The 25,531-nt window shown below is 75.0% G+C and carries 25 protein-coding genes; 10 read left to right on the top strand and 15 right to left on the bottom strand.

Features of this window, described 5'->3' with window-relative positions:
- Positions 1-167 precede the first annotated feature (167 nt).
- Positions 168-1,241 carry a hypothetical protein gene (locus tag ACIA8O_RS31555; protein ID WP_396297411.1) on the top strand — a complete coding sequence of 358 codons (1,074 nt, stop codon included), beginning with the start codon at positions 168-170 and terminating at the stop codon, positions 1,239-1,241.
- Positions 1,242-1,276: 35 nt separating this feature from the next.
- On the opposite strand, the gene ACIA8O_RS31550 is transcribed toward ACIA8O_RS31555, so the two are convergent.
- Positions 1,277-2,068: a hypothetical protein gene (locus ACIA8O_RS31550; protein ID WP_396297410.1), complete on the bottom strand. Its 792-nt coding sequence runs from the start codon at positions 2,066-2,068 to the stop codon at positions 1,277-1,279.
- Positions 2,069-2,215: 147 nt separating this feature from the next.
- Here ACIA8O_RS31550 and ACIA8O_RS31545 point away from each other — a divergent pair, with 147 nt between their 5' ends.
- The 4 genes from ACIA8O_RS31545 (at position 2,216) to ACIA8O_RS31530 (ending at position 7,708) form a co-directional block, all read left to right on the top strand.
- Positions 2,216-3,412, top strand: a complete 1,197-nt coding sequence (locus ACIA8O_RS31545; RefSeq protein WP_396297409.1) for a nitrate/nitrite transporter — start codon at positions 2,216-2,218, stop codon at positions 3,410-3,412.
- 76 nt (positions 3,413-3,488) lie between these two features.
- Positions 3,489-3,890 carry a hypothetical protein gene (locus ACIA8O_RS31540; protein WP_396297408.1) on the top strand — a complete coding sequence of 134 codons (402 nt, stop codon included), beginning with the start codon at positions 3,489-3,491 and terminating at the stop codon, positions 3,888-3,890.
- A gap of 205 nt (positions 3,891-4,095) precedes the next feature.
- Entirely contained in the window at positions 4,096-6,837 is a 2,742-nt protein-coding gene (locus tag ACIA8O_RS31535; protein WP_396297407.1) for an SdrD B-like domain-containing protein, read from the top strand.
- Positions 6,838-6,931: 94 nt separating this feature from the next.
- Positions 6,932-7,708 carry a hypothetical protein gene (locus ACIA8O_RS31530; protein WP_396297406.1) on the top strand — a complete coding sequence of 259 codons (777 nt, stop codon included), beginning with the start codon at positions 6,932-6,934 and terminating at the stop codon, positions 7,706-7,708.
- Between the two features lie 106 nt (positions 7,709-7,814).
- Here ACIA8O_RS31530 and ACIA8O_RS31525 read toward each other — a convergent pair whose 3' ends face one another.
- Positions 7,815-9,140 carry a nitrous oxide reductase family maturation protein NosD gene (locus ACIA8O_RS31525; RefSeq protein WP_396297405.1) on the bottom strand — a complete coding sequence of 442 codons (1,326 nt, stop codon included), beginning with the start codon at positions 9,138-9,140 and terminating at the stop codon, positions 7,815-7,817.
- 31 nt (positions 9,141-9,171) lie between these two features.
- Between ACIA8O_RS31525 and ACIA8O_RS31520 the strand changes: the two genes are divergently transcribed.
- Together ACIA8O_RS31520 and ACIA8O_RS31515 are read left to right on the top strand one after the other, a co-directional pair.
- Complete coding sequence (locus ACIA8O_RS31520) at positions 9,172-10,338, top strand: Dyp-type peroxidase (protein ID WP_396297404.1); 1,167 nt, start codon at positions 9,172-9,174, stop codon at positions 10,336-10,338.
- Positions 10,339-10,548: 210 nt separating this feature from the next.
- Complete coding sequence (locus ACIA8O_RS31515; RefSeq protein WP_396297403.1) at positions 10,549-11,784, top strand: serine hydrolase domain-containing protein; 1,236 nt, start codon at positions 10,549-10,551, stop codon at positions 11,782-11,784.
- A gap of 7 nt (positions 11,785-11,791) precedes the next feature.
- Here the strand turns inward: ACIA8O_RS31515 and ACIA8O_RS31510 are convergent, their stop codons facing one another.
- Positions 11,792-12,232, bottom strand: a complete 441-nt coding sequence (locus tag ACIA8O_RS31510; protein WP_396297402.1) for a nuclear transport factor 2 family protein — start codon at positions 12,230-12,232, stop codon at positions 11,792-11,794.
- A gap of 122 nt (positions 12,233-12,354) precedes the next feature.
- Between ACIA8O_RS31510 and ACIA8O_RS31505 the strand changes: the two genes are divergently transcribed.
- Positions 12,355-12,927 carry a TetR/AcrR family transcriptional regulator gene (locus tag ACIA8O_RS31505; RefSeq protein WP_396297401.1) on the top strand — a complete coding sequence of 191 codons (573 nt, stop codon included), beginning with the start codon at positions 12,355-12,357 and terminating at the stop codon, positions 12,925-12,927.
- A 7-nt stretch (positions 12,928-12,934) separates the two neighbouring features.
- Here ACIA8O_RS31505 and ACIA8O_RS31500 read toward each other — a convergent pair whose 3' ends face one another.
- The 9 genes from ACIA8O_RS31500 to ACIA8O_RS31460 form a co-directional block, all read right to left on the bottom strand.
- Positions 12,935-13,960: an SDR family oxidoreductase gene (locus ACIA8O_RS31500; RefSeq protein ID WP_396297400.1), complete on the bottom strand. Its 1,026-nt coding sequence runs from the start codon at positions 13,958-13,960 to the stop codon at positions 12,935-12,937.
- A 37-nt stretch (positions 13,961-13,997) separates the two neighbouring features.
- Complete coding sequence (locus ACIA8O_RS31495) at positions 13,998-15,263, bottom strand: beta-ketoacyl-[acyl-carrier-protein] synthase family protein (RefSeq protein ID WP_396297399.1); 1,266 nt, start codon at positions 15,261-15,263, stop codon at positions 13,998-14,000.
- Positions 15,260-15,514, bottom strand: coding sequence for an acyl carrier protein (locus ACIA8O_RS31490; RefSeq protein WP_396297398.1), 255 nt, complete (start codon positions 15,512-15,514; stop codon positions 15,260-15,262). Before ACIA8O_RS31490 ends, ACIA8O_RS31495 begins: the two co-directional genes overlap by 4 nt.
- Positions 15,515-15,540: 26 nt before the next feature.
- Complete coding sequence (locus ACIA8O_RS31485) at positions 15,541-16,773, bottom strand: aspartate aminotransferase family protein (RefSeq protein ID WP_396297397.1); 1,233 nt, start codon at positions 16,771-16,773, stop codon at positions 15,541-15,543.
- A 33-nt stretch (positions 16,774-16,806) separates the two neighbouring features.
- Entirely contained in the window at positions 16,807-17,265 is a 459-nt protein-coding gene (locus ACIA8O_RS31480; protein WP_396297396.1) for a type II toxin-antitoxin system RatA family toxin, read from the bottom strand.
- On the bottom strand, positions 17,252-18,463 hold the full coding sequence (locus ACIA8O_RS31475; RefSeq protein ID WP_396297395.1) for a GNAT family N-acetyltransferase: 1,212 nt from the start codon (positions 18,461-18,463) through the stop codon (positions 17,252-17,254). Before ACIA8O_RS31475 ends, ACIA8O_RS31480 begins: the two co-directional genes overlap by 14 nt.
- Positions 18,460-19,593: an acyl-CoA dehydrogenase gene (locus tag ACIA8O_RS31470; RefSeq protein WP_396297394.1), complete on the bottom strand. Its 1,134-nt coding sequence runs from the start codon at positions 19,591-19,593 to the stop codon at positions 18,460-18,462. Before ACIA8O_RS31470 ends, ACIA8O_RS31475 begins: the two co-directional genes overlap by 4 nt.
- Positions 19,594-19,638: 45 nt before the next feature.
- A complete protein-coding gene (locus ACIA8O_RS31465; RefSeq protein ID WP_396297393.1) occupies positions 19,639-20,853 on the bottom strand; it encodes a cytochrome P450 in 1,215 nt (404 codons plus the stop codon).
- A 79-nt stretch (positions 20,854-20,932) separates the two neighbouring features.
- Positions 20,933-21,193 (bottom strand): hypothetical protein, encoded by a 261-nt coding sequence (locus ACIA8O_RS31460; protein WP_396297392.1) that lies wholly within the window; start codon positions 21,191-21,193, stop codon positions 20,933-20,935.
- 166 nt (positions 21,194-21,359) lie between these two features.
- Between ACIA8O_RS31460 and ACIA8O_RS31455 the strand changes: the two genes are divergently transcribed.
- Entirely contained in the window at positions 21,360-21,566 is a 207-nt protein-coding gene (locus ACIA8O_RS31455) for a hypothetical protein (protein ID WP_396297391.1), read from the top strand.
- Positions 21,567-21,654: 88 nt separating this feature from the next.
- Complete coding sequence (locus ACIA8O_RS31450) at positions 21,655-22,293, top strand: glyoxalase (protein WP_396297390.1); 639 nt, start codon at positions 21,655-21,657, stop codon at positions 22,291-22,293.
- A 7-nt stretch (positions 22,294-22,300) separates the two neighbouring features.
- Here ACIA8O_RS31450 and ACIA8O_RS31445 read toward each other — a convergent pair whose 3' ends face one another.
- Genes ACIA8O_RS31445 through ACIA8O_RS31435 form a run of 3 tightly spaced genes read right to left on the bottom strand, consistent with a single transcriptional unit; the run spans position 22,301 to position 25,515 of the window.
- Positions 22,301-23,626 carry a sugar ABC transporter permease gene (locus ACIA8O_RS31445; RefSeq protein ID WP_396297389.1) on the bottom strand — a complete coding sequence of 442 codons (1,326 nt, stop codon included), beginning with the start codon at positions 23,624-23,626 and terminating at the stop codon, positions 22,301-22,303.
- Positions 23,623-24,402 (bottom strand): ATP-binding cassette domain-containing protein, encoded by a 780-nt coding sequence (locus ACIA8O_RS31440; protein ID WP_396297388.1) that lies wholly within the window; start codon positions 24,400-24,402, stop codon positions 23,623-23,625. The genes ACIA8O_RS31445 and ACIA8O_RS31440 overlap by 4 nt, the downstream gene beginning before the upstream one ends.
- A gap of 12 nt (positions 24,403-24,414) precedes the next feature.
- Positions 24,415-25,515, bottom strand: a complete 1,101-nt coding sequence (locus tag ACIA8O_RS31435; protein WP_396297387.1) for a sugar ABC transporter substrate-binding protein — start codon at positions 25,513-25,515, stop codon at positions 24,415-24,417.
- Positions 25,516-25,531: the final 16 nt, after the last annotated feature.

Below are 25,531 nucleotides of genomic sequence, written 5' to 3'. Positions count from 1 at the left end.
CCCTACACGCCATACTTCAGGGTCACCGCCACCTGCTACGCCGGGGGCCGCGTCGGGTGCTGCCCCCCCAAAACCCCCCCCGGCGGGGCGGGGGGGGGGGGGGGCCCGGCCCGGCCCCCCCGGCACGGATGCGCGCGAAGACGAGCGACGAGGGACGAGGGACGACCATGAGAGCACCGCGGGGCGCGACGCGCCTCCTCGCCGTTCCGCTCCTCGCGGCGGCGCTGACCGTGACCGCCGGCGGGTGCGCGCGGCCGTCCGGCACCCCGGACGGCCCACCGCCCGGCGCGGCGGCCGCCTCCGTCATCCTGGACGCCGACGAGCACGGCGCCCTCGTCCTCGACGGCGTCCGCCAGGAGCTGCGCGGGGTCACCGCCGACGGCCGAGTCCTCTGGCGTGACCGGGAGATGGCCGCCCGGCCGTACGTCTCCTGCCTGCGCCGGTGCCCCGACGCCGTCGCCTCCGGGCCGTCCGACGGGCAGCCCCCGGCGCCGTCGGTGCTCTGGCGCACCGGGAGCGGACTGCGGACCGAGCCGGGCCGGGCCGACCTCGTGCTCTGGGCCGACTCGCCGCAGGACGCGCTGGTGCTCCGCCCCACCACCGGCGGCGCCTACCGGTTGGACCTGCCGGCCGACGCACCGGGGCCGGCCGCCGGGCTCGAAGGCAGCGACCCGCAGCTCTTCCCCGCCGCGGACGGCCGCCGGGCCGTCCTGGTCTTCCGCTCCCCCGGCACCCACTACCGGAGCCTGGAACGCGGGGCCTCCGGCTGGACGGCGTCCGCCCCCGTCCCGGCGGAGGCGGTCAACGCCTGCACCGACGAGGACGGCACCCGCACCGTCCTGTTCGGCGACGGCAGCAGCACCTCCCTGGTCCGCGCCACCGCCCCCGCCCCGCAGCCCCTCCCCGTCCCGCGCGCGGGCGCCTGCCTGCTGGCCGGGCCCGACCTGCTCACCCAGCGCTTCACCGGCGACGGCGAGCACGGCACCCGCACCACCACCAGCCTCTACACCCTCACCGGCGAACTCCGCTGGCAGCGCACCGACCCCGGCGACCACCTCGCCCGCCGCGACCCGTCCACCGGCCTCATCGTCCTGCCCACCGACACCGCCCTCCTCCTGCTCCACCCCGACGGCACCCCCGCCGGAACCGCCCCCACCGCCGCCGACGCCTACCCCCTCCCCTCCGGCCCCCTCCTCGTCCTCACCCCCGACGGCACCCTCCACCGCCGCCCCCTGCGCTGACCCGCCCTGCCCCGCCCTGACGGCCCGTCAATCCCTCACCCCACGACCGCGACCGCCCCGTCCGGGTCGACCGCGTAGACGGTGATGCCGAGCATCCGCCGGACGTGTTCCGGGACCCGCAGGGCGTGGTCGGCGGCGGAGACCGGGACGACCAAGGCGTAGCGCACGCCCGGCCCGGAGGCGGTCATCCGGCGCAGGATCTGGCCGTAGGCGATGTCCGCGTCGATGCCGGGAGCGCTGGTGCGGCCCTTGGCCTCGGCGATGAGACGTTCGCCGGGCCGGACCGCTTCGAGGTCGGCGTAGGGGTCGGTGGGCGGGACGACGGTCCAGCCGTCGGCGGCCAGCCAGGTGCGGAAGGCGTCGACCACACGGTCCTCGTCGCTGGGCCAGGTGCGCAGGACGGGGTCCAGGACGGCGGCGACCGCGGCCAGGTCGGCCCGGCGGTCGCGGCGGCGCAGCCGGCCGCGGGGGTCGGCGTCGAGGTCCTCGGGGCGGATGACGGCGAGGCGGAGCTTGTGGGCGGGGATCTCGCTGTCGCGGCGGGCGTCGTAGCGGGCGCGCTGCTCGCCGCGGTGGACGCCGCTGACGGTCAGTCGGTCCGGCTTGTCGAAGAACGGGACCGCCTCGTGGTGCTGGCGCTCCCGGTACTCGACCACGAGCTTGTGCCCCGGCCAGTACCCGTCGACCGGCAGCCGGGCGCGCCGCCCGTCGGTGCCGGGGTCGCCGCGCAGCCAGTCGAAGCGGCGCTGCCGCTCGGCGGTCTCGCCCAGGTGCTCGTCGCAGAGGTCGAGCACGTAGGCCTCGTCACTGTCCGTTCCCCTACCCATGGGACGACATCCTGCCGGACACCTGGGCCCGGTGGGCGCTGCTCCATTCGACGGACAGCGGCGGGTGGGGGTGCGGCGTGGCCGGGGCGGGTGGGGGTGCGCTGCTGTGATGGGGCGTCGGACCGCCGGACGGAGAGGAAGCGCCCTGTGAGTGCTGCGGAGGAGCGGGTGTCCCCGGCCGCGTACGTGAACCTGGTGGTGGCCACGGTCGGGTTCACGTTGACCTTCTGGGCGTGGAACCTGGTCGCGCCGCTGGCCGGGGAGTTCGACAAGACGCTGCACATGTCCTCGTTCGCACAGTCGCTGCTGGTGGCGGTGCCGGTGCTGGTCGGCTCGCTGGGGCGGGTGCCGGTGGGTGCGCTGACGGACCGGTACGGGGCGCGGTTGATGTTCCCGCTGGTGTCGGGGCTGACGATCCTTCCGGTACTGCTGCTGATCCCGGCGCGGAGTTCGTACGGGGCGCTGTTGGCGGTGGGGTTCCTGCTGGGGCTGGGCGGGACGACCTTCGCGATCGGCGTGCCGCTGGTGAACTCCTGGTTCCCGCCGCGCAAGCGGGGTCTGGGCGTCGGCGTGTTCGGCATGGGGATGGGCGGGGTGGCCCTGTCGGGCTACTTCACGCCGCGTCTGTGGAAGCACGACGAGAACCTGCCGTTCACGGTGATGGCGGTGGCCCTCGCGGTGTACGTGGTGCTCGCCCTGCTCTTCCTCCGTGACCGCCCGGACCGGGTGGTGCCGACCGCCCCGCTGGCCGAGCGGTTGGCCGCGGCGGGCCGGCTGCGGGTCACCTGGGAGCTGTCGGCCCTGTACGCGATCGGCTTCGGCGGCATCGTCGCCTTCGGCGTCTACCTCCCGACCTACCTCAAGACCTGGTACCAGCTGTCGGCGACCGACGCGGGGACCAAGGCGGCCGGCTTCGCCCTGGTGACGGTGGTGTTCCGCCCGCTGGGCGGCTGGCTCTCGGACCGGGTCCACCCGGCCGTGGTCACCGCCTGGTCGCTCGCGCTGACGGCGCTGTTCGCGATCGTCCAGGCCTTCGACCCGGAGCTCAGCCCGGTCGGCACGATCGCCTTCCTGCTGATGGCGGCGGGCCTGGGCACCAGCAGCGGCGCGGTCTTCGCCCTGGTCGCCCAGGTGACGCCGGTGGCCCGGGTGGGCAGTGTGACGGGCATCGTGGGCGCGGTCGGCGGTCTGGGGGGTTTCGTGCCGCCGCTGGTGATGGGGGCGATCTACAGCGCCAAGGGCAGCTACTCGATCGGTTTCATGCTGCTCTCCGACCTGGCCCTGGCGGGCTGCGTGTACGCGGCGGTCCGGATGCGCTCCATCCGTACCGGCACGCCTTCCTGACGGTCCGTCAGGCCCGGTGGCGGAGTGCGTGCCACCGGGTGACGGGCCCCGGCCGGGGGCGGGACAGTGCTGCCACATGAACGAGAAGCGGACCGTGGCCGCCAAGCAGGCGGCGCTCATCGGCCTGGCCGACGCCAACGACGGCACCGACGAGGAGTTCACCGGCAGCACCGTCGACCTCTTCCGCCAGGCGTGCGGCCAGTACGTCGACGGCGGTCAGATCGACATGACCTTCAGCGAGACCCTCACCGCCGCGCAGTACGCGAACCTGCGCGCGGAGTGGAAGCGGCTGGGCGCGCTGTCGACCGAGGTCGCGTCCTCGCCGTTCTCCCGCTTCGAGTCCTTGGAGCCCGAGGACAAGGAGGCCAAGGGCAAGGGGTCGGTCGGCAAGACCCTGGCCACCCGCAAGGTGCAGGGCAACGTGTTCGTGACCGTCGTGACCGTGCGCTTCAACGTCCACGTGGACATCAAGGGCTGAGGAGGGCACACCGAGGGCACGCCGGGGCGCACCGGGTGCACACGGACGATCGGGCGTGCTTCCTGACTGATCGTCAATTTCCTTGTCCGGCCCGCCGGATGTCCTGATTCCGCTTACGATTCGGCCGAATGGTGTGTACGCGACGCCATTCAGGTGATGCGCCGGCGTCGGTCCGGCGCGCCTTCCCGACGAGCGGGAGCAGGGCATGACGCAGATACAGCAGCAGACCAGGGCGCCCGTACCGCGACGGCACGCGGGGCGCCGGGCGGCCGGACGGGCCGCCGCACTGGTGGCGGCGTTCGCCACCGTGACCACGGCGACGACCGTGGCGGCGCCCTCGGCCTCCTCGGCCGAGGCGGACGGGTCGGTGACCGTCCGGGTGGTCCGGGCCGTCGACGAGAACGGGCTGTGGAGCCCGGCCCTGGAGCCGGGTCTGGCGGGGGTGACGGTCACCCTGACCGGGGTGGACGGGGTGGTGCGGACGGCCGTGACCGCCGCCGACGGCACCGTGACGCTGACCCCGGCCGCCGGGAGCACCGGCGGCCGGTACCGGGTCGAGGTCGTGAACCCGAGGCCCGGCGTGCTCTTCCCGGCCTTCGCCTCCCGCGAGGGCCTGGCGGGGGCGCCGACGAAGCTGAGCAGCAACGAGGAGTTCGTCGACCTCTCCGACGGCAGGCAGGTCACCTTCACCACCGGCCTGTGGAACCCGTCGGACTACTGCCAGGCGAACGCCCCGCTGGCCACCGCCTGCCAGCCGGCGAACATCGAACCGGGCACCAGCCGCACGCTGGTGACCTTCCCGTACCGGGCGCGCGGGGTGAACAAGGACGTCACGAACGTCTCCACCGCCGCCGACACGGGGAACGTCTTCGGCATCGCCTGGAACCGCGAGGACCGGCGGCTGTTCAGCTCGGCCCACGCCAAGCGGAACACCGCGTACGGGCCCGGCGGGCCGGGGGCGATCTACGTCACCGACCCGGTGACGAAGGCGACTTCGCTGTTCGCCACCGTCCCGGACGCGGGCACCAGCGCGCACACCGGCGCCGACGACCCGGGCTTCTACGCCCCGGTCGGCCGGGAGAGCCTCGGCGGGCTGAAGCTCACCGAGGACGGCCGCGACCTGTACGTGGTCAACCTGCACGACCGGAAGCTGTACCGGTACGACGCCACCGTGCCGGCCGCCGCGCAGCCGAAGGCCGTCTACCCGGTCCCGGTGGCCGACTGCCCCTCCCCGGAGGACTGGCGGCCGTTCGGCCTCGGCTTGCAGGACGGCGTCGGCTACCTCGGCGGCGTCTGCTCCGGCCAGTCCACCCAGAAGATCGCCGATCTGCGGGCCGTGGTGCGGCAGTTCGACCCGGCGACGGGCGTCTTCGGCGCGGTCGTCCTCGACCAGCCGCTGGACCACCGGGGCGTTCCCGCCTCGACCTGCCCGGGCTACTACTGGTACCCGTGGACGGACACCCAGCCGATGACCGGTGGTCAGATCTGCGGCGTGTACCCGGAGCCCGAGCTCGGCGACATCGGCTTCGAGACCGACGGCTCCATGCTGCTGGCCTTCCGGGACCGCTACGCCGACCAGGCCGCCGCGTTCCCCTCGGCCACCAACCCGCAGCCGCCGGGCTTCGTCGCGGTGCTCGCCTCGGCGGACTTCAACAAGGCCTGCAAGTCCGGCACTTCGTACGTGCTGGACGTCAACCTGGGCTGCGGGGCGACCGTCCGCAACAAGAACTACTTCAAGCAGACCCGCCCGTACGACTGGGGCCACCCGTACCCGGCCTTCGCGGGCCTGGCGCTCTCCAAGGTGGAGAACTCCATCGCCACCTCCGGCTACGACGTCGCCAACAACATCGTCAGCGCCGGCACCATGTTCACGCTGCGCACCGGCGACACCGACCCGGGCTTCGGCCAGGAGCTGTCCAACGGCCAGTCGCGGTTCGGCAAGGGCGCGGCGATGGCCGACCTGGAGGTGCTCTGCGAGCGGGCACCGCTGCAGATCGGCAACCGGGTCTGGTACGACCCGGAGCGCTCCGGGCTCCAACTGCCGGAGCAGAAGCCGGTGGTGGGCGCCACGGTCAACCTGTACGACGCGGACGGCACGAAGGTGGGCAGCACGAAGACCACCGCGCGCGGCGAGTACTACTTCGACGACGGCAACGTCACCGGCGGCCTGAAGCCGAGGACCGCGTACACCGTCCGCCTCGACGACCCGGCCGACTACGCCGCGGGCGGCCCCCTGTACCACTGGGTGCCGACCGCGGCGAACGTCGGTGACAACCGCCTGACCGACTCCGACGGCACCGTCCCGCCGGGCGGCACCTACGTCGAGCGGGCGCTCACCACCGGCGGGGCCGGGCAGAACGACCACAGCTTCGACTTCGGGTTCCAGCGGCAGCGCGGCGCCCTGCGCCTGGTCAAGAACGACCAGGACGGGAAGCCGCTGCCGGGGGCCGTGTTCCAGCTGTGGCGGGAGAGCAACGACACCGCGGGCCTGCAGACCGACGGCAGCACGCCGGACGCGAAGGTCGACGGCGCGTGCACCACCGGGGCGGACGGCACCTGCACCAGCCAGGCCGACCTCGGCAGCTACTACTGGCAGGAGGTCAGCCCGCCGCAGGGCTACCGCGCTCCCGACCGGCCGGTCCTCGGACCGGTCGTGCTGGACGACGAGCACCTGGAGGCGGGCGTCACCACCACGGCGGTCAACACCCTGATCCCGCCGACCCCGACCCCGACACCCACGCCCACCCCCACCCCGACGCCGACGGTCACCCCGACGCCGACACCGACGGTGCAGCCCCCTGCCCCGGCCCCCACCACGCCGCCCTCCGGGCCGCTGGCCAACACCGGCGGGGGCGCGGGCACCCCGTACCTGGTCGCCGGCGGCGGCCTGCTGGTGGTGCTCGGCGCGGTGGTGCTGATCGTGCTCAGGAGGCGCCGCACCGCCTGACGCACCGACGAACGGAGCACCCGGAACACCAGGGGCCCCGGGGACGCACCCCGGGGCCCCTGCCCGACCACAGCGTCCGGAGGACGAACCCACCGTGGCAACCGAGAAGAAGCGGCGCCCCCGGCGCCGCACCGCCGTGGCCGCCGCCCTCGCGGCCGCCCTGCTGGCCGCGGGCGGGGTGACGGCCTGGCGGCTGACGGACCGCCAGGAGGAGAGCCGCCCGCTCAGCACCGAGGAGGCCTCCCGGCTGGCCCTGTCCCGCTTCACCCTGTACGGCGGCGGCCCCGTCCGGGTCTCCCTGACGGCCGAGGAGGGCGGCGGCCTGGTCACGGAGGTGCACGGCGTCATCGACTACCGCACCCGGCACGCCGCGGGCGGCTACCGGGTCCGCGGTCCCGCCGGGACCGTCGACGAGGGCCTGGTGGTCTGGGACGCGGGCGGTCTGGGACTGGCCGCGGCGCCCGCCGGGGTCGACGGCCCCGCCTGGGAGCAGGCCGACCACGTGCCGCGCGGCGGCTGGGCCTCCCGCCCCTTCGGCACCGGCCCGCTCGACGCGGGCCTGAACATGCTGGCCCAGCTGGGTGCGGACCGGCCCGACAACCCGCTGCTGCTCGCCCAGTCCGGCCCCCGCTGGCTGGGCCGCGACCGGATCGACGGCCGCGCCCACGACCGGATCTCCGGCCCCCGCCCGCGCGGGGCCGCCGACCGCGACACCGCCGCCTCCCCGCTCACCTACTGGATCGACGCCGAGGGCGGGCTGCGCCGCGTCACCATGCGGATCGCCGGGCTCCCCACGCCCACCGTCCTCGACCTGGAGGGCCCGCTGCCGGACGCCCGGCTCCCCCGGGTGCCCTGGCCGACGGCCGGCTGACGTGCCGTCACCCATCCGGCGGACGGCCGGGGGAGCCCCTGGCCGGGAGACCGGCGACCGTTCCCGGGAGACCGACGGCCGTTCCCGGGAGATCGACGGCCGTCGCTCAGACGCCCGTCGGCAGCGGGTAGCCGCCCGGGTCGACCGGGCCCGGGAGGCCGACGGCCGGGACGGCGGGGGCGTTCGGGTCCGGGAGCGGGGGCTGCGCGGGCGGCGCGGGGACTTCGTTGAACGGGGTGCCGGGCGGGGCCTGGACGACCGCCGCGCGGCCCGCCGGCACCGGCGCGCCGCCGGCCGCCGCCCCGCAGGGCGCCAACTGCTCCAGCCCCGCCGGGCTCTGGACGCCCGGCCCGTTGCCCGTGAAGCAGTTGCTCGGCGAGAGCGCCGCCCCGACCAGGTCCACCCCGTTGCCGGTGACCCGGTTCCCGGTGACGCGGTTGCCGCTCGCCGGGTGCCCCGGCGGGTCGGTGACCACCACGCCCGCCGCCCGGTTGCCGGTCACCAGGTTCCGCTCGACCCGGTTGTCGACGCCGCCGCCGATCCCGATGCCGATGCCGAACCCGCCGTCGGCCTGCTGCGGGGAGTCGGCCGAGTTGTTGTCGGCGACCACGTTGCCCGCGATCACCGCGCCGTGCTGCGGGGCGAAGGACTCCAGGTCGTTGGAGTTGACGGTCACTCCGACCCGGTTGCCCACCGCCCGGTTGCCCACCACGGTCAGGTTCTCCGAGGCGTTGGTGATCTCGATCCCGACCGCGTTGCGCTCCACCGTGTTGCCCCGCACCAGGGTGTCGCACGGCTTGCACTGGCCGACGTAGATCCCGGAGTCGGCCATCCCGGAGGCGTAGGAGTCCTCGATGATCCCGCCGCGCGCGTCGAAGGCGTAGATGCCGTAGAGCGCGTTCCCGTACGAGGTGACCCTGGTGGCCCGGAAGCCCTCCACCGGGGGGAAGCGCGTGGTGTCCAGCGGGTCGTACGCCGAGCCGCCGGCGCCGTGGCGCTGGAGCTTCTCGTCGGTGACGCCGGTGAACAGCACGCCGTTGGCGAGGTACCCGCGCACGGTCAGGTTCTCCACCACCGTGCCGGCGCCGGTCGCGGTGATCCCGTTGACCAGCTTGAGGCCGCCGTCGAACACCACCGCGTTGCGGTCCGTGCCCCGCAGCACCACGCGCGGCCTGGCGATCCGCACGCTCTCCCGGTACGTGCCGGGCGAGACCAGCACCAGGTCACCCGGGAGCGCGATGTCCACCGCCCGCTGCACCGTCGGGACGTCGGCCGGCACCCGGATCACCGCGCCCGCCGGGTGGCGGTCGGCGGAGCTCCCGCCCTCGCCGCCCGAGGAGCAGCCGGACGCCGCCAGCACGCCCAGGACCGCCAGGCAGGCCGCCCCGGCCTGACGGCGCATCAACTTCATGGAACCACGGAGGAATTGCATGGATCGTGTTCTACCGTCTGGAATGGACGGCATGCACACCGAACACGCGAACCCGGAGGTCGCGGCGGCCCCCGCACGCCCCCGGATCGACCGGCGGACCCTGATCACCGCGGCCCTCGCCACCGGGGCGGGCGCGGCCGGCGCCGCCGCGTTCACCCGTGCGCCGCACCGCTCCCCCGCCGGGCCGCCCCCGCCCGCGGCCGTGCCCTTCCACGGCGCGCGGCAGTCCGGGCCGACCCACCCCCAGCTCCCGGTGACCAGGCTGCTCGCGCTCGACCTGCCGGGCGACGCGGGCCGGGACGCGCTGCGCGGTCTGCTGGCCTCGCTCGGCGCGGTGCTGGCCGGGGCGGCGGACGGCTCGCTCGGTGACGCCCGCCTCACCGGCACGCCGCCGGTCACCTCGCTGGTCGCGGTCGGCCCCGGCCTGGCCGGCCGGCTGCGGCTGGACGTGCCCGAGGCGCTCACCGAGCTGCCCGCCTTCGCCGGTGACCGCCTCGAACCGGCCCGCGGCGGGGGCGACCTGCTGGTGCAGCTCGCCGCCGAACAGCCGTGGACGACCGGGATCCTGACGGAGCACCTGGTCACCGCGGCGGGGCGGGCCGGAGCGGCGGTCCGCTGGAGCCAGGCCGGCTTCCTGCCGCCCGCCGCCGGGGGCGAGACGCCGCGCAACCTCTTCGGCTTCAAGGACGGGACCGCCAACCCGGCCCCCGACGACCCCGGCCTCTGGGGGCCGCCCGGGCCGCACGCCGACGGGACGGTCCTGGTCTACCGGCGGATCCGGATGGACACCGCCGCCTTCGCCGCCCTCCCCAAGGAGCGCCGGGACCTGGTGATGGGGCGGCGCGCGGACACCGGGGCGCCGCTCACCGGCCACGCGGAGCACGACGAGCCGGACATCTACGCCAAGCACCCCGACGGCTCCTACGTCATCCCCGCCACCTCCCACGTCCGCCTCAGCAGCCCCCGTCTCGACGGCGGCGCCCGCATGCTGCGGCGCAGCTGGTCCTACGACGACGGCCCCGCCGACCGCGGCCTGCTCTTCTGCGCCTTCCTCCGCGACCCGGCCCTCTTCACCCGCGTCCAGACCCGCCTGGCCGAACGCGACGCCCTCACCCCCTTCCTGACCCACAACGCCTCCGCGACCGCCTGGGTCCTCCCCGGCGCGCACGGAGGACGTGACCTGGGCGCCGGCCTGTAGGGACCTGCAGAGCGGGGAAGGCACACGGCACGGACGCGCCGAGCGCCGTGTCCGCCCTCTCCCACGTCAAGCTCCCCCAGGAGGATCCGACCCCTCGTCAGGCTCATCCCCGGACGCGGCCCCGGCACCCCGTGAGGGGGAGGCGCCGTCGGCGGGGCGGGTGCGAGGGTGGTGGCCCGGCTCCGAGCGGGGCCGGGGAGAGGGGGCGTCATGGCAGGGCTGGGGGTGCGGCTCGCCGCCGCCGCGTTGGCGGGGGCGAGCGTGCTGGCGGTGGCTCCGGCGGCGGTCGCCGTACCGGTGGCGGCCGGGGAGGAGCGGCGGGCCCGGGTGGACGGGCAGCAGGAGCTGCGGGAGTTGGTGGAGCACGGCGGGGCGACCGCCGCGCTCGCCGAGATCCGGATCGGCCGCACCCGGTGGAGCGGTGCGGCCGGCCTGGCGGAGCTGGACGGCGGCCGGCCCGCCCGCGCGGACGGCCGGTTCCGGATCGGGAGCGTGACCAAGACCTTCGTGGCCGTGGTCGTGCTCCAGCTGGCCGGCGAGGGCCGGCTGCGGCTGGACGACCCGGTGGAGCGCCACCTGCCGGGGGTGGTCCCGAACGGCGGCGCGATCACCGTCCGCCAGTTGCTCGACCACACCAGCGGCCTGTTCAACTTCACCGAGGACGACCGCTTCCTGGTCGACGACGAGGCCGAGCTGCTGGACTACGCCTACGGCGACTGGCGCTACCGCGACCACCAGGCACGGGAGTTGGTCGCGGTGGGCGTCGAGCACCCGCCGTACTTCGCCCCCGGCCAGGGCTGGCGCTACTCCAACACCAACTACGTGCTCGCCGGGATGATCGTCCGGAAGGTCACCGGCCGCCCCTGGCAGCGCGAGGTGGAGCGCCGGATCGTCGAGCCGCTGCGCCTGGAGCACACCTCCTTCCCCGGTTCGCAGGCCGGCCTCGGCGGCCCGCACGCCCACGCGTACCTGGACATGCCCGCCGGCCCGGCCGACATCTCCCGGCTGAACCCGAGCGTGGTGGACGCGGCGGGCAACGGGATCTCCACCACCGCCGACCTCAACCGCTTCCACGCCGCGCTGTTCGGCGGGAGGCTGCTGCGCCCGGCGGAGATGGCCGCGCTGACCACCACCGTGCCGACCGGCGTCCCGAACGGGACGTACGGGCTCGGCGTGCTCCGGATCGACCTCGGCCCGGGGTGCGAGCCGGCCTGGGGCCACGACGGCGGGCTGCCCGGCTGGAGCACGCTGCTGCTCGGGAGCCGGGACGGGACGCGGCAGTTCGCGCTCTCCCACAACCCGTACGTGGGCAGGGACGACTCGGCGAGCGGGCAGCCGATCGGCTCGCTGATCGTCAAGACCCTCTGCGACCGGCCCGCCCCGCGCGCGCTCGCGCCGTGGACGCTCCCCCGCACCGGCCCGGACCTGACCGTCGGGAGGGGCTGACCCGCCGTCAGGACGCCCGCAGGGCGGCCACCAGCTCCTCGGTCCGGCCGTCGGCCACGGCCAGCGCCAGGTGGTCGTGGTAGTCCCGGCTGTGGACGATCAGGCCGTCCCGCACCCGCAGCACCTGGACGTTGGCGACGGTGAACTCCCGTCCGCTGGGCCGGTGGTGCACCAGGTAGTCCCATTCGGCCACGACCACCTCGGGGTCGTCGGTCCGGCGCACCACCACTCCGGTGGCGGTCAGCCGGACCGGCGTCGCCCCGGCGACCAGGGCGAACCGCTCGGCGAGGGCCTCGCGCCCCTCGATCCGGCGGGGGCCGGCCGGCTGGAACGGGGTCTCCACCACGGCGTCCTCGGCGTAGAGCGCGGCGAGGTCGCCGTAGCGCTCCTCGCCGATCGCCTCGACGAGCCGTCGGAAGACCTCGCCGGGCGACGTGGTTCCGGGCATGATCCACCCCTGTCGGTTCGGCCGCTAGAATCGGACCAGCGACTCCGTTTACGACGATACGGACTGGCGACTCCGCTTGTCCAGGCTTTCCCGCCCCCGGCGGGCGAGAGGTGTGGTGCAGGGTGACCGACCGTCAGGACCGCCCGCTGCGGGCGGACGCCGCCCGTAACCGGGCCCGGCTGCTGGCCGCCGCCACGGAGGTCTTCACCACCCGCGGCACCGCCGTGCCCACCGAGGAGATCGCCCGGGCCGCGGGGGTCGGGGTCGGCACCCTCTTCCGGCACTTCCCCACCAAGGAGGCGCTCCTCCAGGCGGTGATGGTCGGCCGGCTGGAGGAGGTCGCCGCCCGGGTCGCCGAGCTGGCCGCCGGGCAGGACCCGGCCGACGCCTTCTTCGGCTGCTTCCGGCTGGTGGTCGAGAGCTCCGTCGGCAAGGGCGAGTTCACCCGGGCACTGGCCGAGGCGGGTGTGGACGCCCACGCGGCACTGCACGGGCCCAGCGAGGCGATCCGGGGCGGGCTCACCGCCCTGCTGGAGTCCGCGCAGCGGGCCGGGGCCGTCCGCCCCGGCCTGGCGGTGCCGGAACTGATCGCCCTGCTGGTCGCCGCCGGCGCGGCGGTGGAGCGGCTCGGCACCGACGCCGAGGCCCGGGACCGCGTCCTGACGGTGATCACCGACGGCCTGCGGCCGCGCTGAGCACCCCTCAGGAGGCCGTGGCGAAGCGGGTCCACGGCTCCGGGCGGGCCAGCGCCAGCCGGGGCTTGGCCCCGGCCCAGTGCCGGACGGCGGTGGCCATCACGGTGGCGGGGTCGCGGACGGGGTGGGTGGGGGCGAAGGGCTCGGTCATCGCGGTGTAGCTCTGGAACATCGCGAGCAGCTTCACCGCCTGGGCCTGGAACGGCGAGAGGTGACGGTCCGCCAGCGGCAGGAAGAACCGGTCCCAGCGCTCCACCGGGACCAGCGGCGGGCGGGCGATCGGCGCGGCCCCGTGCGCGGCGCGGCAGGAGTTGAGCGTCCCGCAGATGACGTCCAGCAGCTCGGAGAGCCTCAGGCAGGCGGGCCCCGCCGCGATCACCTCGGTCCGCGGCGCCGCCGGCGGTGCGGCCAGCGCGGCGGCCGCGATCACCTCCGCGACCTGGTCGACGGGGCTGATCTCGGCGTAGCCGTCCGGGTCGCCGACCACCACCGCGGCCAGGCCGGAGACCAGGGCCTGGAGGATGGTGTACGGGCCGGAGAAGCGGGCGATCCGCCCGTCGTCGCTGCGGCCGACCACCAGCGGCGGGCGGACCACGGTGAGCGGGCCGGGGTGCTCGTCGCGGGCGAGCTCCTCGCAGCGGGCCTTGGACCACTCGTAGCCGTTGCGGTAGCCCTCGAACTCGGCGCCGCGCAGGTCCCCGGGGTTGCGGGTGCCGCCGACGTAGGCGGTGGAGACCTGCACCAGGTGGGTGTCGCGGTCGGCCAGTGCCAGCACCGCCCGCAGCGGTCCGAGGTTGGCGGCGACGGCCTCCTGGCGGGTGAGGGTCCAGCGGGTGGTGGCGGCCGCGTGGACGATGACGTCCCAGTGGCCGGCCAGTGCGGCGGGCGGGGGTTCGGCGCCGATCCGCCAGGGGAGCGGGGCCTCGGGGGTGGCCCGGCGGGCCACCGGCACCACGGTGTGGCCGGTGGCCCGCAGCAGGCCCAGGGTCTCGGTGCCGACCACTCCGGTCGCGCCGGTCAGCAGGATTCGCATGGCATCGTCCCAGCGTAGGAGGGGAGGTGACGGCGGCTCAGGCGGGGATGAGCACGAGCGAGGCGTTCTGGCCGCCGAAGCCGAAGGAGTTGGAGAGCACCGGCCGCCCGGGCGGAACGCGGCGCGCCGCCGCGCGGACCAGGTCGACCAGCCCGGCCTCCGGGCTGCTGCGCAGGTTGGCGATCGGCGGCACCTCGCCCCGGGCGGCGCAGAGCAGTCCGAGCGCGGCCTCCAGGGCGCCGGAGCCGCCGATCAGATGGCCGGTCACGCCCTTCATCGCCGTGACCGGCAGCGTGCCGGCGCCGAAGACCCGCTCGACCGCCCGCGCCTCGGCCCGGTCGTTGAGCACCGTCGAGGTGCCGTGCGCGTTGACGTGGCCGATGGCGGCCGGTGCCAGACCGGCGTCGGCCACGGCCCGCCGCATGCAGCGGGCGGCCATCCCGCCGTCCTCGATCGGGGCGACGATGTGGAAGGCGTCGCAGTTCTCCGCGTACCCGGCCACCTCGCCCAGGATCGTCGCGCCCCGGGCCAGGGCCGTCTCCCAGCGCTCCAGCACCAGCACGGCGGCGCCCTCGGCCATCACGAAGCCGTCCCGGTCGGTGTCGAACGGGCGGCTGGCCAGGGCGGGTTCGTCGTTGCGCACCGACATCGCGCGCATCTTGGCGAAGGCGCCGACGATCACCGTGGTGACCGGGGCGTCCACTCCCCCGGCCAGCACCGCGTCCAGCTCGCCGTAGCGGATCCGCCGGGCCGCCTCGCCGATCGCGGTGGTGCCGCTGGCGCAGGCCGAGGAGTACGTGGCGCAGGCACCCCGGTAGCCGTAGCGCAGGGCCAGCCGGCAGGCGGCGGAGTTGGCCATGGTGCGCGGGACGGTGTGCACGGGGAGGTCGCCGGGGCTGTCCCAGTGGTCGGTGGTGACCTGCTCCATGCTGGCCAGGCCGCCCATGCCGGTGCCGATCTGCACCCCGACCCGCTCGGGCGACAGGCCGCCGCAGTCGGCGAACCGGGCGGAGGCGACGGCGTCGGAGGCGGCGCAGAGCAGCAGGGTGGCGGCCCGGTCGATCTGCCGGAGCTCGCGGCGGGTCAGGTAGGACTCCACGTCGAACGGCGGGACCAGGCAGGCGATCCGCACCGAGACGCCCCGCTCGGTGAGGAGCGCGGAGACCGAGGCGGTGGGGCGGGCCTTGAGGACCGTCTCGTACGCCTCCTGCACCTCGTTGCCCGCCGGGGTCTTCAGGCCGATCCCGGTGACCGCGACCCGGTGGCCGCCGTCCGGGCGGCGGGTGCCCTGACGCGCCGTCACCGGGCCCCCGCCGTACGGAGGGCGAGCAGGTCGATCGCCTGGCCGACGTCCTCGGCCCGGGTCAGGTCCTCGACCTCGATCCGCAGGGCCAGGGTGCGTTCCAGCCGGGAGCCGATCTCCATCAGCTCCAGGCTGTCGATCCCGTAGTCGGCCAGCAGGCTGGTGTGCTCCTGCACCTCCTCGACCTCCGTGCCGAGCACGTCCGAGATGGTCGTCCTGACCACCAGGGCCAGTTCCTCACGCGTGGGCATGTCCGTCCTTCGTCGAGCCGGAGCGATCATCGGGTGGTCACCGCGAGCAGGGCGGCGTCCAGGAGGCCGAGCCCTTCGGCGAGTTCGGCCTCGGTGGCCACCAGGGGCGGCAGCAGCCGGATGGTGGTCGGCCGGCCCAGGCAGGGCGAGACCAGCAGGCCGCGGGCGGCCAGGTCGAGCACCGTGGCGCCCGCGCGGGCGGGGGTGTCCAGGTCCACCCCGCGCAGCAGCCCCAGCCCCCGCACCTCGCGCACCGCCTCGGGGTGGCGGGCGCGCAGCTCCGCGAGGCCGGTGTCCAGCAGGGCGGAGAGTGCCCGGCCGTGCCCGGCCAGACGGTCCGTCAGCTCCAGGGCGGGCGGCAGGGCCGCGCAGCTCAGCGGGTGGCCGCCGAAGGTCGCCGAGTGCAGGAAGGGGTCGGCGTCCAGCGGTGCGTACAGCCGCTCGGAGCAGACCAGGGCGGAGAGCGGGACCACGCCGCCGCCGAGCGGCTTGCCCAGCAGCACGCCGTCCACCGGCAGGCCGAGGGCCAGGGCCAGGGAGGGTTCGCCGCAGCGGCGCAGACCGCACTGGATCTCGTCGGCGATCACCATGGCGCCGTGCTCCACCGCCGCGGCGCACCAGGCGCGCAGCACGTCGGGTGGCAGCGGGACGGCACCGTTCTCGCCCTGGACCGGTTCGAAGACCAGCGCCGCCACCGGCCCGGCCGCCAGTTCCCGGGCGAGGGCCCGCGGGTCGGCCGGGTCCAGGTGCGCCACCTCCACCGCGCAGCCGCGCAGGCCGACCCGGTAGAGCGGACTGTGCGTCAGGGCCAGGGCGCCGAGCGACTTCCCGTGGAAGCCGCCGCGCACCGCGAGCACCCTGGCCCGGCCGGTGGCCAGCCGGGCGAGCTTGACGGCGACCTCCACCGCGTCGGAGCCGTTCAGCCCGAAGTGCACCTTGGGCAGGGCTCCGCCGAGGTGGGCGGCGAGCAGCCCGGCCGCGCGGGCGGCCACCGGGTTGGCCAGGCTGCGGGTCGCGGTGGGCATGGTGTCCAACTGGCGGCGGACCGCGGCCAGCACCTCGGGGTGGCGGTGGCCGAGCAGGGTGACGGCGTAGGAGCCGAAGTCCAGCACCCGGCGCCCGTCGGAGAGCGTGACCCGGGCGCCCTCGGCGGCCGCCTCCACGGCGCCGCGGCCGGCGAAGCTGCCGGTCAGCGCGAGCTTGGCGGAGAGGTGGCGGCGCAGCTGGTCGAAGACCTCGGTGGCCGTGGCGGTGGTCATGCCGTCACCGCCGCGGCCGGGACGAGGCGGTGGTCATGCCGTCACCGCCGCGGCCGGGACGAGGCGGTCGCGCAGGGCGGCGATCATCTGCTCGGCGTTCTCCCGCAGGGCGTCGGCCGCGATCGGGTTGAGCATGTCGGCCAGCAGCGGGATGCCGATGTCGAACTCGGCGCCGAGTGCCACCAGGCTGCCGCCGTCCGCGCCCTCCCGCACCGTCCAGTGGCCGCGGAACTCGCCCAGGTCACCGGTGAGTTGGTGGAAGTCGAAGCGCCGGGCGGCCGGGTCGATCACCTCCGCCTCGGTCCAGCGCAGCACCGAGCCCTCCAGCCGCACCGACCAGGCGGTGGTGCGGTGGCGCTCGTCGCTCCGCTCGACCACCACCACCTCGTCCACGCTCTCCATCCAGTGCTGGTACGACTCCACGTCCACCACCGCCGCCCAGACCAGGTCCGGGGGCGCGGCGATCGGCAGTTCCACCTCAACGTGCGGCACGGGAGTACCTCTCGGGATCGGGATCGGGATCGGGGGCGGGGGCGTGCGGGCCGAGGGCCCGGGCGCGGGCGGCGGTCAGGGCCGGGGGCAGCACCCGGCGCAGCAGCGCCCGCCGCGGCGGGCGCAGGTGGGTCATCGCGGACCACTGCTCGACCAGCTCGCAGCCGAGTTCGAGCTTGGGCTGGTAGGCGGTCTGGGCGAACCGGATGCGGGTGCACCCGGAGTCCAGGGCCAGCCGGATCGCCGCGTGGTGCACCGCGTGGTAGAGCCCGGCCTGGTGGGCGATCCGGTAGTCCAGGCCGATCCGGGCGCCGGTGGCGCCGGTGCCGGCGAACAGGCAGAGCAGGAAGGCGACCAACCGCTCCCCCTCGAAGCAGGCCACCAGCCGGCGCCCGGCCGGGGGGCCGTCGTGCACGGCGGCCAGGAAGGCGGCGTCGAGCACGTCCAGCCGCTGGTCGGCCCGGGCCATCACCTGCCGGTACAGGCCGAGCATCTGCGGCAGCAGGTGGGCGAAGTCGGCCAGCACCTCGGTCCGCAGGCCGGGCCAGGCGGCGGCGCGGCGCAGCTTGCTGCGGGCGTTGCGCCGCGCCTTGGCGGGCAGGCGGGCCAGGTACTCCTCGAACCCGCCCGCGCCGAGGCGCAGTTCGGTGTCGGGGAGGGCGGGGAGCGGGAAGAAGCCGGCCGAGGCCAGGGCGGGCCGCAGCAGGCCCAGTTCGGCGGGGGCGAAGTCCTTGAACACCACGGTGCCCAGGCGCTCGCGCCGGGCCAGTGCCAGCGCCCCGGCCACCAGCGCGTCCAGGGCCGCCGGCGGGAGCCGGCGGTCCGTCAGCAGGTGTCCCTGGCCCAGCAGGTGACCGCAGAACAGCATCGGCACCCGCAGCAGGCCGGGCAGGTGCCGGCGGACGGGGGCGAGGCGGCGCCGGTCCTCGGCCCCGACCACCTCGTCCAGCCTCAGGCGCGGGAAGAGCGCGACCGGCAGCACCGCGAGCGCCTCCCGCGCCCCGGGGGCGTCCTGACGGAGCACCAGGTGGGCGTACCCGTCCGGGCCGATCGCGCCCGCCTCCATGGCGCGCAGCACCTGGCGCGACCAGATCGGGTCGTCCGGCGGGGCCAGCCGCTCCCAGAGCCCGGGCGGGAGCGCGTCGACGCCGCGCACCACCTCGACCCGGTAGCCGGTGGCGGCCGTCACCCCGGTCATCCGATCCGCAGCGGGCGGCCGCCGAGGTACTCGCGCAGCGGGCCGGCCATCCGGGAGCGGGCGGGCGGGTGGAAGCCGAGCGCCCCGGCGGCCGAGGCCAGGTAGCCGCCCTCCCCCGAGCCGACGAAGGCCATCCCGCCGAGGGCGGAGAGGCAGCCGCGGGTGGAGCGGGCGATGGCGTCCTCGGCGGCGTAACGGGCCGTCAGGGCGGCCAGCAGCAGGCCGTCGTCCCAGGGCTGGTCCTCGTCGTCCACGGCGCGGGCGACCGCCTCGACGGCGAGCGTCGCGGCCTCCACCTCCACCAGGTGGACGGCCGGGTCCTCGGGCGGGCCGCCCGGCCTGGTCAGCACGCGCTCGACCAGCGCCGACGCCACGCCGAGGTAACCGGCCGTCAGCAGCAGCTCGAACCAGAGGAAGCCCGCCGTGTTGAGGTCGTCCGGCACCGCGTCGGCCGTGACCTCGGTGAGCAGCACCTGCTCGCGGTCCACCTCGACCTCGGTGAGCACCACCTGCTCGCTCTCCGCCCCGGCCAGCACCGGGTTGCGCCAGAACGGGCGCACCTCGACGCCGGGGGTCCCGGCGGGGACGAGGGCGACGGCCAGGCGCTCCACACCGTCCTCGTCGGCCAGCAGCACCGAGGCGGTGAGCAGGTCCATCGAGCGGGAGAGGCTGCACGGCATCTTGCTGCCGTTGAGCACCACCTTGTCCCCGCGGCGCTGGGCGGTGATGTGCGGCTTGAGGATGTTCTGGCCGGCCCTGCCCTCGGCGAAGCCGGAGGCCAGCAGCAGGCCGTCGGCGGCGATCGAGGCGAGCAGCCGCTCCTCCGCCCCGCCCGGTGCGGCGGAGCGGACCAGGCCGGCCACCGAGAAGTGGTGCATGGTGGTGGCCACCGCCAGCGAGGGGCAGCGGGCGCCGACCGCCCGCTGGAGGCGGACCGCCGCCAGGGCGCCCGCCCCCTTGCCGCCGAGGGCGCGGGGCACCAGCAGGCCGGGGCCGCCGCAGGCGCGGAACGCGCCGATGGCCGGGCTCGGCGCGCTCTCCAGCCGCTCCAGGGGCTGGGCCGCCAGGGCGGCGTCCAGGCCGGGCAGGTGGGTCTCCAGGGCGGCGCGTTCGCGCTGCAGGAAGTACACGGGTCGGCTCCTCCGGAGCGGGGTTCGGGGTGGCTGGGGCAGGGGTCAGGCGGTCAGCGGCAGCCGGGTGAAGCCGCGCAGTCCGTCGCCGGTGCGTCTGACCGGCGGGCCGGCCGGTCTCAACTCCGGGAAGCGGACGATGAGTTGGCGCAGCAGTGCGGCGCCCTCCAGGCGGGCCAGCGCGGCGCCGACGCAGTAGTGCGCGCCCGCGCTGAAACCCAGCACCCGGCCGTCGGTGCGCTCCACCCGGAAGGCGTCCGGGTCGGCGAAACAGGCCGGGTCCCGGTGGGCGGCCGCCATCACGGTGATGAGGCTGGCACCCGCCGGGACGCCCACCCCGCCGAGTTCGACCGTCCGCGAGGTGATCCGCTCGGTCATCGGCACGGGACCGTCCCAGCGCAGCGACTCCTCCAGCGCGGCCGGCACCAGCTCGGGGCGGCGGCGCAGCAGGGCCCACTGCCCGGGGTGGGCGAGCAGCGCGTGCACCGCCTGGCCGAGCATCCCGACCGTGGTCTCGAACCCCGCCGTGAACAGCAGGACCAGCAGGTCCGCGAGTTCACGCTCCGTCAGGCCGCCGTCCTCCGGGGGCGGTCCGGCTGCCAGGGCGGAGGCGAGGTCCTCGGCGGGGCGGGCCCGGCGTTCGCGCAGCAGTGCGGTGAAGTACTCCCGCAGCCCGGTGACGCCCCGGTCGGCGCGGGCCCAGTCCTCGGGGGTGCGGACGGGCTCCAGGAGGCTGCTCGTCTCGTCGCCCAGCAGGCGCAGTCCCGGGCGGTCCCCGGGCGGGACGCCGATCAGCTCGCCGACCACGGCGACCGGCAGCGGGACGGCGACCGATTCCTGGAAGTCGGCGGCCGCGCCACCGGCGGTGGCCTCGGCGAAGCCGTCCAGCAGCCCGGTGCAGAGCTCCTCCACCCGGGCCGACAGCGCGGCGACCCGACGGGCGGTCAGCTCGCGGACCACCGGGCGGCGCAGCCGGTCGTGGGCGGTGCCGTCGGTGGCCAGCATGGAGGAGTAGAAGAACCCGGCGGCGGGGTGCCCCGTGCCCTCCGGGATCCTCCGCTCGCACCACTCCCGGTCGGGGACCAGGAACTCGGGGCCGGCCAGCACGGCCCGGCAGTCGGCGAAGCGCGTCAGGACGTACGAGCCGATCGCCGGGCTGAAGAACACCGGTTCCTTCTCCCGCAGTTCGGCCAGGGCCGGGTACGGGTCAGCCCTGCCTTCGGGCGTGAAGACCGACAGGAGGGTCGTCTCCGGATTCACCAGTCCGTCCTCGGGTCCGGTCGAGCGGGGGCGGGCCCCGGCCGTAGCGCTCCGGCCGGGGCCCGCCGCGGGCGGTGCGTCAGTGGGCGGTCGGGACGACCAGGACCGCTCCCGGCCAGAGGTCGAGGGTGTTGCCGACGTTGGAGTCGGCGGCGGTCACCGAGGTGACGTTGGCGTAGTTGGAGGAGACCCCGCCGTTGTCGGCCCGGGAGCCCTGGCCGATGGCCACGTTCCCGCTGCCGGCCTGGCCGGTGGCGTTGCTCGCGAAAGCGGTGGTGGGGAGGGCCGAAAGAGCGCATGCCGCAATGAAGGCGCCGAGCGCCTTGCCGAAGGTTCGCATGGGTCCGATCATGGCAAACGGCCCAGTGCCGAGGTCACGCCCGTTAACTCGTCCGGCCGAACGGCGAACCCCTTCGAGTGCGATGTCACCCGGTCGGTGCAGTACGCGCACGGCCCGGGCGGCGTAGCCGGGGTGACGCTCCGTCGGTCCGCGCGTTGGGGTCGGCATGACCACCTACCAGCGCCTGCTCGGCGCACTCGGCCTCGCCGCCCTCGCGGTCCCCCTGCTGACCGCGACGGCCGCGGCCGCCACCCACCGCGGCGTCCACGCGGGCCACGACACCACCGTGATCAGCCGCAACGACGACGGCACCGGCACCGGCTGGCTGGTCGGCGCCCGGCACACCAACGCGGCCGAGTACGTCCTCGGTTGAGCCGGGCGGACACCATGGCGAAGCGTCCCGCGAGACCGGTCAGGATCGGAGAAGCGCCGGCGGTGCCCCGGCCCCTAGCGTGGTGGTCATGGCGAACACCACTTCCTCCGCTTCCGGCACCGCTCTCCGCTCCGTCACCCTCGAGGTGGCCGACGTCGAGGCGGCCCGCACCTTCTACCGCTCCTTCGGCGTGGACCACCGCGTCGAGCTCCGGGCCTCCGAGGCCGGCACCGCCGGTTTCCGCGGCTTCACCCTCGCCCTCACCGTGGCCGGCCCGTCGACCGTCGACCACTTCTTCGACGCCGCCGTCGGGGCCGGCGCCACCGTGCTGAAGCCCGCCGCGAAGGGCTTCTGGGGCTACAGCGGTGTCGTCCAGGCCCCGGACGGCACGATCTGGAAGATCGCCACCTCGGCGAAGAAGGACGACGGCCCGGCCACCCACGTGATCGACGACCTGGTGCTGCTGATCGGCGTCGAGAGCGTGAAGGCCACTCGGCAGTTCTACGTCGACCGCGGCCTGACGGTGGCCCGGAGCTTCGGCGGCAAGTACGCCGAGTTCGTCCCGGCCGCCGACGGCTCCGTCAAGCTGGCGCTCTACAAGCGCAAGGCGCTGGCCAAGGACCTCGGCGTCCCGGTGGAGGGCGAGGGCTCGCACCGGGTCGTGCTGGCCGGCGGCGTCGGGTCCTTCACCGACCCGGACGGCTTCGCCTGGGAGGCGGCCGCCTGACGGACGGTCAGGCGCGGCCTGCCGCCCGCTGGGTGCGGCGGGCCAGCGAGTCGACCACCACGGCGGCCAGCAGCACCGCACCGGTGATCATGAACTGGATCGCGTTGCTCAGGCCCTGGATGTTCATCCCGGACTGGATGGAGCCGATCACCAGGGCGCCGAGCAGCGCCGACCAGGTCGAGCCGCGCCCGCCGAACAGGCTGGTGCCGCCGATGACGGCCGCCGCGATGGCGTTCATCAGCAGGTTGCCGCCGCCCGAGGTCTGACTGGCCGACTGGATCTGCGCGGCCAGGAAGAGGCCGCCGACCGCCGCCATGGTGGAGCAGATCGCGAAGACGCTGATCCGGATCCACGCCACGTTGATGCCGGCCCGCCGGGCGCCCTCGATGTTGCCGCCCAGGGCGAAGACCTGGCGGCCGTAGGAGGTGCGGCGCAGCACGAAGTCCAGCACCACGATGAACACCAGGAAGATCAGCAGGGCCAGCGGCAGGCCCTTGTACTGGTTGAGGGTGTAGGCGGCGAGGAAGGCGACCACCGCCAGCAGCGCGGTGCGCAGCGCGATGTCCGCGGCGGGCCGCGAGGGCACGCCCGCGCTCCGGCGGCGGCGGGCCTCCAGCAGCGAGGCCCCGAGGAAGAGCAGCACCGCGACGGCGGCCGCTCCGTAGGCGGCGGCCTGCTGGCCGTAGATGGTGCTGTAGAGCCGGGAGACGATGTCGTTCCCGGAGAGGTTGACGGTGCCGCTGGCGCCGAGGATCTGCAGCATCGCGCCGTTCCAGCCGAGGTTTCCGGCCAGGGTGACCACGAAGGCGGGCACCCCGACCTTGGCGAAGAACAGGCCCTGGATCACACCGACCACCGCACCGCCCGCGATGGCGACCAGCATCGCCACCCAGGCGTTGACGCCGTGGGTGACGTTCAGGACGGCAAAGATCGCCGCGCACAGGCCGCTGACCGAGCCGACCGACAGGTCGATCTCGCCCAGCAGCAGCACGAAGACCACGCCGATCGCGATCATGCCGGTGCCGACGATCTGCTGCGAGAGGTTGGAGAGGTTCTGGGCCGAGAGGAAGCTGCTGTCCAGGCTGCCGAAGACGGCCCAGATCACCACCAGCGCCAGCACCACCGGCAGCGAGCCCAGCTCACCGCTGTGCAGCCGCCGCCGGAACTCGCCCAGGTAGCCCCGCAGGCCCTCCTGACGCACGATCAGCCGGGGGTCGATGGCGGGGGTCGCGTTCGGCGCCACCGGGACGGGCGCGTTGACGCCGCCCTTCGGCATCCGGTCCTCGGGGAGCGGGTGGCGCTCGTGGCCACCGCCGGGAGTCTGCCCGTTCATGGCGAGCCCTCCGTGCCGCGGGCCTGCCGGCGGGTCACCGCGTTGTCGGTGGCGCCGGTGATGGCCGAGATGATCTCTTCCCGGGTGGTCGAACGGCGGTCGAAGACGCCGTTGTTGCGGCCCAGCCGCAGCACCGCCACGGTGTCCGCCACCGCCATCACGTCCGCCATGTTGTGGCTGATCAGCACCACGCCCAGGCCCTGCTCGCGCAGCCGCTCGACCAGGTCCAGCACCTGCGCGGTCTGCTCGACGCCGAGCGCGGCGGTCGGCTCGTCCAGCAGCACCACCTTCGGCGAGCCGATCAACGCCCGGGCGATGGCGACCACTTGGCGCTGGCCGCCGGAGAGCGAGGCGACCGGGATCCGCACACTGGGGATCCGGATCGACAGGGTGTCCAGCAGGGCCCGGGAGCGCTGCTCCATCGCGACCTCGTCCAGCACGGTGAAGCGCCGGATCTCCCGGCCGAGGAAGAGGTTGCCGACCACGTCGAGGTTGTCGCACAGCGCCAGGTCCTGGTAGACGGTGGCGATGCCCAGGTGCTGGGCGTCCTGCGGCCGGTGGATGGTGACCGGGCGGCCCTGCCACTCGATCGTCCCCCGGTCCGGCTGGTGCACCCCGGCGATGGCCTTCACCAGGGTGGACTTCCCGGCCCCGTTGTCCCCGACCAGGGCCACCACCTCCCCCGCCCCGACCTCGAGGTCGATGCCGGTCAGCGCCTGCACGGCGCCGAACCGCTTGGAGACCTCGCGCAGGGCCAGTATGGTCTCGCCCGTCATGACGTCCGGCCCCTACTGGAGGCCGGCCGCCTTGCAGGCGGCGGCGTAGTCGGGGGTGCAGATCTTGTCGACGGAGTACAGGCCGTCGGCGACCACGGTGGTCTTGATGTTGTCCTTGGTCAGCACCACCGGGGTGATCAGGTCGGCCTTCACCTGGTTGCCGCTGCCGTTGGTGACCTGGACGGGCAGCAGTGCCGCGTCCGGGGTCCTCCCCTGGGCGAAGTCGACGGCCAGCTGCGCGGCCCGGTCGGTCTCGGGCTTGAACGGCTTGTAGATCGACATGGTCTGGGTGCCCGCCAGGATCCGCTGCACGGCGTCGAGTTGGGCGTCCTGGCCGGTCAGCGGCACGCTCAGGCCGGCCGCCTTGAGGGCGGTCGCGATGCCGGCGGCCATGCCGTCGTTGGCCGAGTAGACGCCGACCACGTTGGAGCCGCCGATCGCGGTGATCGCCGCCGCGGCCTCCTGGTTGGCGTTGTTCGGGTCCCAGTTGGGGGTGTCGTACTCCTTGCCGACCTTCAGCTTGCCGTCGACGGCGCTGTGCGCGCCGGCCTTGAAGTCGGCGGCGTTGGGGTCGGTGGGCGAGCCGTTGATCATGATGATCGACCCGGCGCCGGCCTTGTCACCGACGGCCGCCACCAGGGCCTGGCCCTGGAGTTCGCCGACCTTGCGGTTGTCGAAGGAGACGTAGGCGTCGACCGGGCCCTGGGCCAGGCGGTCGTAGGCGATCACCTTCACGCCGGCGTCGTGCGCCTTCTGCACCGAGGACTGGATCGCCTTGGCGTCCACCGCGTCCAGGATCAGCACCTTGTCGCCCTTGGTCAGGGCGGTGTCCACCTGGGTCTGCTGGGTCGTGGCGTTCTCGTTGGCGTTGTAGTAGTCGATCTGCGCCTGCGGGGCCAGTTCCTTGATCTTCTGCTCGATCAGCGGCCGGTCGAACTGCTCGTACCGGGTGGTCTTGGTCTCCGGTAGCAGGAGCCCGATCCGGACCTGACCGCCGCTCGCCGTACCGCCTCCTCCGCCGGAGGACTCCTTGGCATCGCCACAGGAGGCGAGACCGAGACCCAAGGTAACCGCTGCCGCTGCCGCGCCCAGGCGGCGAAGCCGACTGCTCATGACGACGCCTCTTCAC

Source organism: Kitasatospora sp. NPDC051853 (assembly GCF_044452665.1).
GTDB lineage: Bacteria > Actinomycetota > Actinomycetes > Streptomycetales > Streptomycetaceae > Kitasatospora.
This window is presented reverse-complemented; position numbering and strand designations above follow the sequence as displayed.

Bases quoted from the DNA above. Each gene is read 5' to 3' on its own strand.
- ACIA8O_RS31555 (WP_396297411.1), top strand. From the start codon at position 168: ATGAGAGCACCGCGGGGCGCGACGCGCCTCCTCGCCGTTCCGCTCCTC.
- ACIA8O_RS31550 (WP_396297410.1), bottom strand. From the start codon at position 2,068: ATGGGTAGGGGAACGGACAGTGACGAGGCCTACGTGCTCGACCTCTGC.
- ACIA8O_RS31540 (WP_396297408.1), top strand. From the start codon at position 3,489: ATGAACGAGAAGCGGACCGTGGCCGCCAAGCAGGCGGCGCTCATCGGC.
- ACIA8O_RS31535 (WP_396297407.1), top strand. From the start codon at position 4,096: ATGACGCAGATACAGCAGCAGACCAGGGCGCCCGTACCGCGACGGCAC.
- ACIA8O_RS31525 (WP_396297405.1), bottom strand. From the start codon at position 9,140: ATGCAATTCCTCCGTGGTTCCATGAAGTTGATGCGCCGTCAGGCCGGG.
- ACIA8O_RS31520 (WP_396297404.1), top strand. From the start codon at position 9,172: ATGCACACCGAACACGCGAACCCGGAGGTCGCGGCGGCCCCCGCACGC.
- ACIA8O_RS31515 (WP_396297403.1), top strand. From the start codon at position 10,549: ATGGCAGGGCTGGGGGTGCGGCTCGCCGCCGCCGCGTTGGCGGGGGCG.
- ACIA8O_RS31510 (WP_396297402.1), bottom strand. From the start codon at position 12,232: ATGCCCGGAACCACGTCGCCCGGCGAGGTCTTCCGACGGCTCGTCGAG.
- ACIA8O_RS31500 (WP_396297400.1), bottom strand. From the start codon at position 13,960: ATGCGAATCCTGCTGACCGGCGCGACCGGAGTGGTCGGCACCGAGACC.
- ACIA8O_RS31490 (WP_396297398.1), bottom strand. From the start codon at position 15,514: ATGCCCACGCGTGAGGAACTGGCCCTGGTGGTCAGGACGACCATCTCG.
- ACIA8O_RS31485 (WP_396297397.1), bottom strand. From the start codon at position 16,773: ATGACCACCGCCACGGCCACCGAGGTCTTCGACCAGCTGCGCCGCCAC.
- ACIA8O_RS31475 (WP_396297395.1), bottom strand. From the start codon at position 18,463: ATGACCGGGGTGACGGCCGCCACCGGCTACCGGGTCGAGGTGGTGCGC.
- ACIA8O_RS31460 (WP_396297392.1), bottom strand. From the start codon at position 21,193: ATGCGAACCTTCGGCAAGGCGCTCGGCGCCTTCATTGCGGCATGCGCT.
- ACIA8O_RS31455 (WP_396297391.1), top strand. From the start codon at position 21,360: ATGACCACCTACCAGCGCCTGCTCGGCGCACTCGGCCTCGCCGCCCTC.
- ACIA8O_RS31450 (WP_396297390.1), top strand. From the start codon at position 21,655: ATGGCGAACACCACTTCCTCCGCTTCCGGCACCGCTCTCCGCTCCGTC.
- ACIA8O_RS31445 (WP_396297389.1), bottom strand. From the start codon at position 23,626: ATGAACGGGCAGACTCCCGGCGGTGGCCACGAGCGCCACCCGCTCCCC.
- ACIA8O_RS31440 (WP_396297388.1), bottom strand. From the start codon at position 24,402: ATGACGGGCGAGACCATACTGGCCCTGCGCGAGGTCTCCAAGCGGTTC.
- ACIA8O_RS31435 (WP_396297387.1), bottom strand. From the start codon at position 25,515: ATGAGCAGTCGGCTTCGCCGCCTGGGCGCGGCAGCGGCAGCGGTTACC.